We start from the raw sequence: 10,121 nt of genomic DNA on the forward strand, positions 1-10,121 counted from the left end.
TGCCTTGCGCAGCCCTCTGTAGGAGGGGCCTTGCGTCGCGATGGGCCGCAAAGCGGCCCCGGCAATCTATGCCAGGACCACAATTTTGGGGCTGCTTCGCAGCCCATCGCGACGCAAGGCCGCTCCTACAAGGGGCCGAGTGCTTGCCGTCAGAAATCCCAGCGGGTGGACACCATCACGTTGCGCGGTTCACCGTAATAGCCGCTATAGAAAGTGGTATCCAGCGCACTGAGGTACCTCTTGTCGAACAGGTTGTTGACGTTCAGCGTGGTCGAAAGCTGGTCGGTGATCTGGTAACGGCCCATCAGGTTGAACACCGCAAACTGGCCCTGCCTGGCCTTGACTGTCTTGCCCAGGTCGACGGGCGCGGCAGTGAAGTGGATGCCGCTCTGCCAGTTCATGCCACCGCCCACGGTCAGGCGGTCCAGTTCACCGGGCAGACGATAGGTGCTCCACAGCTTGACCATGTTGGCCGGGAACACCGTGTTGATGCGTTCGCCATCGGCGTCCTTGATGATGCTGTGGTTGTAGCTGGCGCTGAGGTTCCAGCCTGGCTGCAGCTCACCGCTGGCCTCCACTTCGAAGCCGCGCGTGGTAGCCCCGGAAATCGCGCGATAGGCGGAAGTGGTGGTACCGGGTACGACCTTGCCGGGGTCGACTTCGGCCAGGTTGTCCTGCTTGATCTCGAAGGCCGCGATGCTGGTGTTCAGGCGGCCGCCGAAAAACTCGCTTTTCAGGCCGACTTCATAGTTGTCGCCTTCGCGCGGGTCGAGGGTGCTGCCACTGGCATCGCGGACGGTCTGCGGCTTGAAGATGCTGGTGTAACTGGCATACACCGAGTGGACCTCGTCGAGGTCGTAGACGATGCCGGCGTACGGTGTGACCACGCCACTGTCACGGTTGGCGGTGACCTTGTTCAGCGCGGTGTTCACCGCGTATTCCAGGTCGTAGCGGTAGCGGTAGTTGCTGACCCGGGTACCCAGAATCACCGACAGGTCGTCGGTGGGCCGCAGCCGCGTGGCCAGGTAGACACCGCTCTGGTAGATGCTGGTGTCGCCGTCGTACAGCTTGCCGTTGGCAGTATTGGGCTGGGTGGTGTAGTTGTCCCAGGTGTAGAAGTTGACCCGGTTGCCCTCGATCGAGGTACCCCGAAGCGGGTCGTGGTGGTTCTGATAACGGGAGAAGTTGTAGCCCAGCACCAGTTCGTGCTCGCGGCCAAACGCCTGGAATGGCCCCTTGAGCTGGGCATCCACGCCAACCTGCTTCTGCCAGGTGCTGCCGGCTCCGCCGTACAAGCGCACGCCCTCGCCGGTCTCTTTATCGGGGAAGCCCCAGCTGGCCGTGGCCAGGCGGTAGTCGTCGCGGTTGATGTACATCTGGTTCACCGCCAGGCGCAGGCTCCAGTCATGGCCCAGTTGCTGCTCCAGGCTGGCAAAGGTATTCAGCGCATCCTGCGGGTTGCTGCTCCAGCGTGCGGCGCTGTTGGTGGAGCGGGAAAAGTCGGTTTGCTCGCCGTTGCTGTAGAACAACGGGAACGCCACCGATGACGAACCTTCTGGCCGGTTGCGCTGATAGTCGGCGCCCACGGTGAGCAAGGTGCTGTCGCTGAGGTCGGCTTCGAGGATGCCGTAGAACACCTGCTTTTCCTGGTGATAGTGGTCGACGAAGCTGTCGTTCTGCTGATAGGCCGCGACCATGCGCCCACGCACATTGCCCGTGGGGGTCAGCGGGCCGGACAGGTCGACCTCGGTGCGGTACTTGTTCCACGAACCCAGCCCGGCGCTGACATGCCCCTTGAACTCGGCCGTGGGCCGCTTGCGCACCAGGTTAATGGTGGCCGAAGGGTCGCCAGCACCGGTCAGCAAGCCGCTGGCGCCGCGCAGCACCTCGACATGGTCGTAGATGGCCATGTCGGCCAAGCTCTGCGCCGACACCTGGCTGACGATGTCGAGGGTGGTGGGAATACCGTCGAACTGATAGTTGTCGACCGAGTAGCCACGCGAGTAGATGTTGAAGCGCTCGCTGCCCAGGCTTTGCACCGACAGGCCCGGGGTTTGCTGGAGCACTTCGGTCAGGTCGTTCAAACCCTGGTCATCCATGCGCTGGCGGGTGACCACGCTGATCGACTGCGGCGTTTCGCGCAGCGACAGGCCCAGGCCGGTGGCGGTCCGCGTGCTGCCCAAGGTGTAGGTGCCAGTGCCATCGGTGCTGTTGCCGTCGCGCTGGCCATCGATGTTGATGGCGCCCAGCTCCATGGCAGCGCCACTGGCCGGTGCGCCGATCAGGTAACCCTCCCCGGCCCGCTGGATCTGCAGGCCAGAGCCGGCGAGCAGCTGCTGCAGCGCCTGCTCGACGCTCATCCGCCCTTGCACAGCCCCTGCCTGGCGGCCCTCGGCGGCATCGGTGGAAAACAGGATACGGCTGCCGGTCTGCTGGGCCAGGGCGTTTAGCGAGCGGTCCAGGCGTTGGGCCGGGATATCCAGGCTGAAGGTGGCGGCCTGTGCCTGGACGCTGGCGCAGGCCAGTACGCTGGCGGCGAGCAGCCTCAGCGGTGAAAGGTGGTTACCCATGTGTTCCCCATACGATTCAAGTGGCTTCATGGGAATGGCGGTTGGGCATGGGCGGATGTTGATGTGGGGATGAAAATAATTATTGATGGCCTGCACCGGCCCTTTCGCGGGCTTGCCCGCTCCCACAGGTTTACGCGTTCGCCTGTGGGAGCGGGCAAGCCCGCGAAGGGGCCGGTGCGGGCGGTCAATCAACCCGGCCTATGACCAAGCCCCCATCGCCAGCACGCACCAGGCTCACCGGCAGCACCGCCGGCAACTGCTCCAGCAACGCCTGCACCTGCCGGCTGTCGAACGCCCCCGACAAGCGCAAGTCACCGGTGCGTTGATCCGCCAGGCGCAGCGGCAGCTTGCTGTAGCGCTGCAAATCCACGATCGCATCGCGCAACGGCGTACCGTCAAAGCGCAACACCGAGCTGCGCCAGGCGTCCAGTGCGTCGGTCGCCACGGCCTGCACCGGGCCCAGCTCACCGGCGGCGGCCAGCAGTTGCTGCCCGGCCAGCAACCGCTGCACGTTGCCATGCCCGCTGCCAACCTCTACCTCACCCTCCAGCACACCCACCCGCACGCCACGTACATCGCTGCGCACGTCGAACACCGTACCGATATCGCGTACCTGCACACCCTGGCTGCGGACAATGAACGGCGCATCAGCATGCACCACGGTAAAGCGCGCCTGCCCTTCCACCAGCTCCAGTTGCCGGCTGCGCAGGCGCCTTTCAATCCGCAGGCGGCTACCAGAATCCAGCAGCACCTGGCTGCCGTCCGCCAACACCCACTCGCGCTGCGCGCCCACGGCCACCTGCACCTGCTCGGTCTGCCAGGCCGGGTCCAGCCACCACAGGCTGCCGGCCAGCAACAACGACAACAAACTGGCCTTGGCCGCCTTGCCAGCCTTGCGCCGCCGTGCGGTCATGGCCTTGCCTTCGGCGAGCAGCGCTTCGCGAGACGCCACCCGGTCACGCAATGCTTCGCTGAATGCATCCAGCGGGTCGGCCTGGCGCTCGCCGTCACGCTTGCCCTGGCTCATGCCTGGCCCCCGTCACGCAGGCGTCGGGCCGGTTCCCAGCAGCTGGCGATGGTGCGCATCGCCCGGTTGAAGTGCTGGGTCACCATGTTGGTCGAGATTTCCAGCTCGGCGGCGATGTCGCGCTGGGCCATGCCGTGAATGCGGTGCAGCAGGAACACCTGGCGCTGGCGTGCCGGCAGCGCTTCGATGATCGCCAGCAGGGCATGCAGTTGCTGCTCGAAATCCAGCTCGCGGGCACCGTCCCAGCTGTCCAGCGCAGGCTCTTCGAGGCTGGCCGCGGCCAGGTGGGCTGCGCGCAGTGACTCGGCGCGTACCCGGTCGATAGCCCTGTTGAAGGTAACCTTGCGCAGAAATGCCAGCGGCAGCGAAATGCGCTGGCGCGGCGGCTTGTCGATAATCTGCAGGTACACGTCGTGGACCAGGTCGCGGGCAAAGTGGCGGTCGCGAAAGCGCTGGCGGATGTAGCGGACCAGGTCGTCATAATGCAACGCCAGCGCGTCAAGCAGCTCCTGGTTGGGCGGTGTGTGAGACATGAAATACCGGCGCCAAGTGATAATGCTTCGCATTGTATGGGCTAAGGCATGCGTTTGTCTGCCGGCGATGGGCCGCAAGACGGCCCCCGGGACCTTACCCCTCCTGCGCCTCTTCGCGCCGGTACGCCCACTGATACAACGCCGGCAACACCAGCAAGGTCAGCGCCGTGGAAGACAGAATCCCGCCAATCACCACCGTCGCCAGCGGCCGCTGTACCTCAGCCCCGGTCCCGGTCGCCAGCGCCATGGGTATGAACCCCAGCGACGCCACCAGCGCCGTCATCAGCACCGGCCGCAAGCGGGTCAACGCACCTTCTTCGACCGCCGCCCGCAGCGTGTGCCCTTGCTCACGCAGCCCACGGATAAAGGCAATCATCACCAACCCGTTCAGCACCGCCACCCCCGACAGGGCAATGAACCCCACGCCGGCAGAGATGGACAACGGTATATCCCGCAGCCACAACGCCAGTACCCCGCCGGTCAGGGCGAACGGTATGCCGGTGAACACCAGCAAGCCATCCCTGAGGTTGTTGAACATCATCAACAACAGCGCCATGACCAGCAGCAAGGCCACCGGCACCACCACCTGCAGCCGCTGCGCCGCCGACTGCAACTGCTCGAACTGGCCACCCCAGCGCGTCCAGTAACCCGGTGGTATCTGCACCTGGCCAATCAGGGTCTGTTCGGCCTCTTCGACGAACGAACCCAGGTCGCGCCCGCGCACGTTGGCGCTGACCACCACCACCCGCTTGCCATCCTCGCGGCTGACCTGGTTCGGGCCCAGTTGCAGGTTCAACGTGGCCACCTGCGACAGCGGGATGAAGCCGATCTGCCCAGCCCCCGCTGCAGCATTGGCCGGCACCGGAATCAGCAGGCTGGCAAGGCCGTCCACATCGGTGCGCAACGTCTCGGACAGGCGCACCACCATGTCGAAGCGGCGGTCGCCCTCGTACAGCGTGCCGGCCTTGCGGCCACCCACGGCAATGGCAATGGCGTCCTGTACATCGCCCACGTTCAGGCCATGGCGGGCGGCTTTGTCGCGGTCGATGTCGATGGTCAGCACCGGCAGGCCGGTCGTCTGCTCGACCTTCACCTCGGACGCGCCAGGCACGCGCTGCAGGCTGCTGGCGATCTGCGCGGCGGTGCGGTTGAGCACGTCCATGTCATCGCCGAACACCTTCACCGCCACATCACTGCGCACCCCGGAAATCAGCTCGTTGAAGCGCAGCTGGATCGGCTGCGACAGCTCGTGGTTGCTGCCCGGTACGCTGGCTGCCGCACGTTGTACTTCGGCAATCAGTTCATCCCGTGGCTTGCCCGGGTCGACCCACTGCTCGCGCGGGCGCAGCATCACGTAGGCGTCGGAAATGTTTGGCGGCATCGGGTCGGACGCAATCTCGGCGGTACCGGTGCGGGCGAACACCCGTTCCACTTCCGGCACCTGGGCGATGATCGCCTGCTCCAGGCGCTGTTGCATGTCCACCGACTGCGACAGGCTGGTGCCCGGCACCCGCAGGGCCTGCAGGGCAAAGTCGCCCTCGCTCAGGCTGGGGATGAATTCGCTGCCCATGCGGCTGGCCATCACCCCGGACAACAGCACCAGGGCGGCGGCCCCGGCAAACGCCAGCTTGCGCCGGCCCAGCACCCAGACCAGTACCGGGGCATAGCGCTGGCGCGCCGTGCGCATCACCAGGCCTTCCTCTTCCTTGACCTTGCCGGTGACGAACAGGGCAATGGCGGCCGGCACGAAGGTGACCGAAAGGATCATCGCACCCAGCAGGGCCATGACCACGGTAAAGGCCATGGGGTGGAACATCTTGCCCTCGACCCCGGTCAGGGCAAAGATCGGCAGGTACACCACCATGATGATCAGTTGCCCGTAGATGAGCGGCCGGCGCGCCTCGCGAGCGGCGGCAAACACCTCATGGAAGCGCTCGGCACGGGTCAGCATGCGGCCATGGCGCTGTTGGGCATGGGCCAGGCGGCGGATGGCGTTTTCCACGATCACCACCGCGCCGTCGACGATGATGCCGAAGTCCAGCGCGCCCAGGCTCATCAGGTTGGCGCTGACCTTGTTGCTGAACATGCCGGTGAAGGTAAACAGCATCGACAGTGGAATCACCATGGCGGTGATCAGCGCCGCGCGAATATTGCCAAGGAACAGGAACAGCACGGCAATCACCAGGATTGCGCCTTCGATCAGGTTCTTCTTCACCGTGGCGATGGCTTTTTCCACCAGGTTGGTGCGGTCGTACACGGTCACCGCAACCACCCCCTTGGGCAAGTTGCGGTTGATCTCGACCAGCTTGGCGGCGACCGCCTGCGACACGCTGCGGCTGTTCTCGCCAATCAGCATGAACACGGTGCCCAGCACCACTTCCCGGCCGTTTTCGGTGGCCGCGCCGGAGCGCAACTCTTCGCCCAGGCCCACTTCGGCGACATGGCTGACACGGATTGGCGTGCCATCGACGCTGGAAATCACCACGTTGGCGATATCTTCGGCCGAGGCCACCTGGCCCGGTGCGCGGATCAGCAGCTGCTCGCCATTACGCTCGATATAGCCGGCGCCGACGTTGGCGTTGTTGCGCTCCAGCGCCGCGATCAGGTCGTTGAGGGTGAGCTTGTAGGCCGCCAGGCGCTTGGGCTCCGGTGCAATCAGGTATTGCTTGGCATGGCCACCAATGCTGTTCACCTCGGCCACCCCGGGCACGTTGCGCAGCTGCGGCTTGATGATCCAGTCCTGGATCACCCGCAGGTCGGTCGGGGTGTAGGGCGTGCCGTCCTCCTTGCGTGCCCCCTCCTCGGCTTCCACCGTCCACAAAAAGATCTCCCCCAGCCCGGTGGAGATCGGCCCCATGCCGGCCTCGATGCCCTCGGGCAATTGCTCGCGCGCCACCTGCAGGCGCTCGTTGACCAGTTGGCGGGCGAAGAACAGGTCGGTGCCGTCATCGAAAATGACCGTGACCTGCGACAGGCCCGAGCGCGACAGCGAGCGGGTCTGCTTGAGCCCGGGCAGGCCGGCCATGGCGGTTTCGATGGCAAAGGTGATGCGCTGCTCGGTTTCCAGCGGCGAGTAGCCCGGCGCGGCGGTGTTGATCTGCACCTGGACGTTGGTGATGTCCGGGACAGCGTCGATCGGCAGCTTCTGGTAACTGTGGATGCCCACCGCGGCCATCAGGACCACGGCCAGCATCACCACCAGGCGCTGCTCGATGGCAAATTGGATCAGGCGTTCGAACATGCAGGAGTCCCCGTGATCAATGGCTGTGCGCGGCCGAGCCCTTGCCCAGCTCGGACTTGAGGACAAAGCTGCCGGCGGCAGCCACCTGGGTACCGGCGGCCAGGCCGCGGGTGATTTCCACCTGGCCGGCATCGCGACGGCCGGTCTGCACCGCGCGCGCCTCGAAGCCCTGCCCGGTACGGGCGAACACCACCGTCTGTTCTTCCCAGGTTTGCAAGGCGATCTCCGGTACCACCACGGCGGCATTGAAGCGCTCGACGCTGACCGCCACATTGACGAACAACCCTGGGCGCCAGGCGCCATCAGGGTTGGCAAGGGTGGCACGCACAGTGGCGGCGCGGTTCTGCTCGCCGAGCAGGCTGCCGACGTAACTGACCTTGCCCTCGACCAGGGCGCCCAGGTCTGGCGCGCTGACCATGACGTTGCGGCCGGTAACCACCTTGTCCAGGTCACGCGGGGCCACGGCAAAGGTGGCCCATACCCGGCTCAGGTCGGACAGGGTGAAGGCGTTGCTGGTCTCGTCGACCACCTCGCCCACGGTCAGGTGCTTTTCCACCACCACCGCATCGAATGGCGCGCGCAGCTCATAGCGGTTGCCGGCGCCGGCCGGGCCCACGGCGGCGACCTTCTGCCGGGCATTGGCCAAGGCAATCTCGGCCTCCTGCAGCCCCTGGCGCGCCTGCAGGTAATCCTGCTCGGCGCTGATGCGCTCCTGCCACAGCTGCTGTTCGCGCTGGAAAGTCAGGCGCGCCAGTTCCAGGCGGCGTTGGGCGGCCTGCTGCTCGCTGCGCAGGTCAGAAATCTGCTGGCTGGCGATCACTGCCAATACCTGGCCACGCTTGACCGCCTGGCCCAGCTCGGCCTGCACGGCCTCGACCACACCCGGCACACGCGGCACGACATGCGCAGTGCGGTCTTCGTCAAAGCGGATTTCACCCGGGAAACTGATGGCAGTACCCAGCTCACGCGGGCCGGCGGCAGCCATCTGCACGCCGGCCGCTTCGATCTGGGCGATGGACAGGTGCAACTGCCCTTCTTCATCGCCATGGCCTTCTTCCGCATGGCCATCAGCGGCCTTCTCTTCAGCATGGCCGTGGCTGTCTTCGCCATGGTCGTCGTGGCGGGCTTCTGCCTTGTTCGCCTGACCGAGGTTGCCGGTCCAGGCCAGGCCACCGAGGCCAAGTGCGGCAATGGCAGCGGCCAGAAGGGCTAGCTTGCGTGGGTTAGTCATTGTTGCTCCTGCTGTTCATTTTGTTACCCAGGCCGTCGAGGTCGCCGTAGATGCGCTCGACCTGCGCGCGTGCATCGGTCGCCGAGGCCAGGGCCTCGAGGTACAAGCCGCGGGCCTCGATCAGCGTGCGCTGGGCATCGAGCACATCGAGGAAGGCGAACTTGCCCATTTCAAAACCGCGGGTGGCGGTGTCCACGGCCTGCTGTGCAGCGGGCAGGATGGTGCGGTCATAGGCGTCAACCTCCTGCATGGCCGTGCCCCACTGGCTGACCGCGCTGCGGGTTTCACTGCGCAGGCGTAACTCCACGGCGTTGCGCAGGTCTCGCGCCTGGTCGGCACGGCGTGCGGCCGCCAGCACGTTGCCCTGGTTGCGGTCGAACAGTGGCAGCGGCATCGACAGCCCGACCACGTTCACACGCTCGCGGTCTTCGCGGCTGTACTGGCTGCCGAGGCTGACGGTGAGGTTGGGAATGCGCTGGGCTTTTTCCGAACCCAGCGACGCGTCACCGCGCTCGACCTGGGCAGCGACCAGGCGCCATTCCACGGTCTGTTCGACGCGCGCGAGCAAGCTGTCGGCATTGGGCGCAATGCCGGGCGAAAGGTTGGGCGCCTGCAACTGCTCGAAGCTGGCCTGCGCGCTACCGGTCAAACGGGCCAGGGCCTGGTTCGCCACGCTGCGCTGGGTGTGCGCGCGGCGTACTTCGGCCTGGGCCTGGGCCAGTTGCACCTGGGCACGGGTGGCTTCCACCGGCGATGACTGGCCGGCAGTGACCCGCCCCTGTACCACCCGCAGCCCGCGTTCGGTCAGGGCCTGCGACTGCTGCGCCAGCTCCAGCGCGGTCTGCGCGCGCAAGGCCGCATGAAAGGCCTGCACCACATCGGCACGCAGCCCATTGCGCTGGCGCTCCAGGTCGAGCTGGGCGATTGCCTGGCCGACACCGGCCACGGCGATACGCGCACCGCGCTTGCCACCCAGCTCCAGCGGCTGGCTGAGGGTGACGGTCGTGGTGCTGGTGTCGCGCCGGGTGTCTTCAACCTCCCAGGCCAGCTCCGGGTTGGGGATCAGCCCAGCCTGGCGCCGTTCGCCATCGGCAATGCCGATTTCACGGCCGGCCGCAGCCAGTTCGGGGTTCTGGGCAAAGGCGGCGGCAAGCGCCTGGGGCAGGCTGAGGCTTTGGCCGGCCTGGGCGCTGGTAGCAGCGGCCAGCAGCAGGCAGAGCAAGGCGATCTTGCGGGGGATGGGCACGGAACAGGTCCTCGTCGGCGAAGCGTTGGCGGGGGACTGTAGAAAGCCGTGCTTATCGAGGCGGTGGCAGGAAAATTACAATTCTGTAATGCACGTTTTGAGGTCGGACGCAGATCCTTTGTGGGAGCAGCCTGGTGTGCACGGTAAGCAAGTACTGAACCTGTGGGAGCGGGTTCACCCGCGAAGAAGGCGGCGCAGTGGATGGCACCGGCGTTGCCGGTGTTCGCGGCTAAAGCCGCTTGTATGGTGATACTTGAAGGGGTGGTGGGACGA

At 65.8% G+C, this 10,121-nt stretch carries 6 protein-coding genes; all 6 read right to left on the reverse strand.

Going from position 1 to position 10,121, the window contains the following annotated elements; translation table 11 throughout:
• Positions 1-149 precede the first annotated feature (149 nt).
• The gene (locus IAE39_RS27940; protein WP_201207707.1) at positions 150-2,570 is read right to left on the reverse strand and encodes a TonB-dependent siderophore receptor; all 2,421 of its coding nucleotides are present in this window, start codon (positions 2,568-2,570) and stop codon (positions 150-152) included.
• A gap of 184 nt (positions 2,571-2,754) precedes the next feature.
• Entirely contained in the window at positions 2,755-3,597 is an 843-nt protein-coding gene (locus tag IAE39_RS27945; protein WP_201207708.1) for a FecR family protein, read from the reverse strand.
• Positions 3,594-4,130 carry an RNA polymerase sigma factor gene (locus IAE39_RS27950; RefSeq protein ID WP_201207709.1) on the reverse strand — a complete coding sequence of 179 codons (537 nt, stop codon included), beginning with the start codon at positions 4,128-4,130 and terminating at the stop codon, positions 3,594-3,596. The genes IAE39_RS27945 and IAE39_RS27950 overlap by 4 nt, the downstream gene beginning before the upstream one ends.
• Positions 4,131-4,224: 94 nt before the next feature.
• Positions 4,225-7,371 (reverse strand): efflux RND transporter permease subunit, encoded by a 3,147-nt coding sequence (locus tag IAE39_RS27955; RefSeq protein WP_201207710.1) that lies wholly within the window; start codon positions 7,369-7,371, stop codon positions 4,225-4,227.
• A gap of 16 nt (positions 7,372-7,387) precedes the next feature.
• Complete coding sequence (locus IAE39_RS27960) at positions 7,388-8,602, reverse strand: efflux RND transporter periplasmic adaptor subunit (RefSeq protein WP_201207711.1); 1,215 nt, start codon at positions 8,600-8,602, stop codon at positions 7,388-7,390.
• Entirely contained in the window at positions 8,595-9,848 is a 1,254-nt protein-coding gene (locus tag IAE39_RS27965; protein ID WP_201207712.1) for a TolC family protein, read from the reverse strand. Before IAE39_RS27965 ends, IAE39_RS27960 begins: the two co-directional genes overlap by 8 nt.
• Positions 9,849-10,121 lie beyond the last annotated feature (273 nt).

Source organism: Pseudomonas sp. S37, assembly GCF_016658545.1.
Lineage (GTDB): Bacteria > Pseudomonadota > Gammaproteobacteria > Pseudomonadales > Pseudomonadaceae > Aquipseudomonas.

Bases quoted from the DNA above. Each gene is read 5' to 3' on its own strand.
- IAE39_RS27960 (WP_201207711.1), bottom strand. From the start codon at position 8,602: ATGACTAACCCACGCAAGCTAGCCCTTCTGGCCGCTGCCATTGCCGCA.
- IAE39_RS27940 (WP_201207707.1), bottom strand. From the start codon at position 2,570: ATGGGTAACCACCTTTCACCGCTGAGGCTGCTCGCCGCCAGCGTACTG.
- IAE39_RS27955 (WP_201207710.1), bottom strand. From the start codon at position 7,371: ATGTTCGAACGCCTGATCCAATTTGCCATCGAGCAGCGCCTGGTGGTG.
- IAE39_RS27950 (WP_201207709.1), bottom strand. From the start codon at position 4,130: ATGTCTCACACACCGCCCAACCAGGAGCTGCTTGACGCGCTGGCGTTG.
- IAE39_RS27945 (WP_201207708.1), bottom strand. From the start codon at position 3,597: ATGAGCCAGGGCAAGCGTGACGGCGAGCGCCAGGCCGACCCGCTGGAT.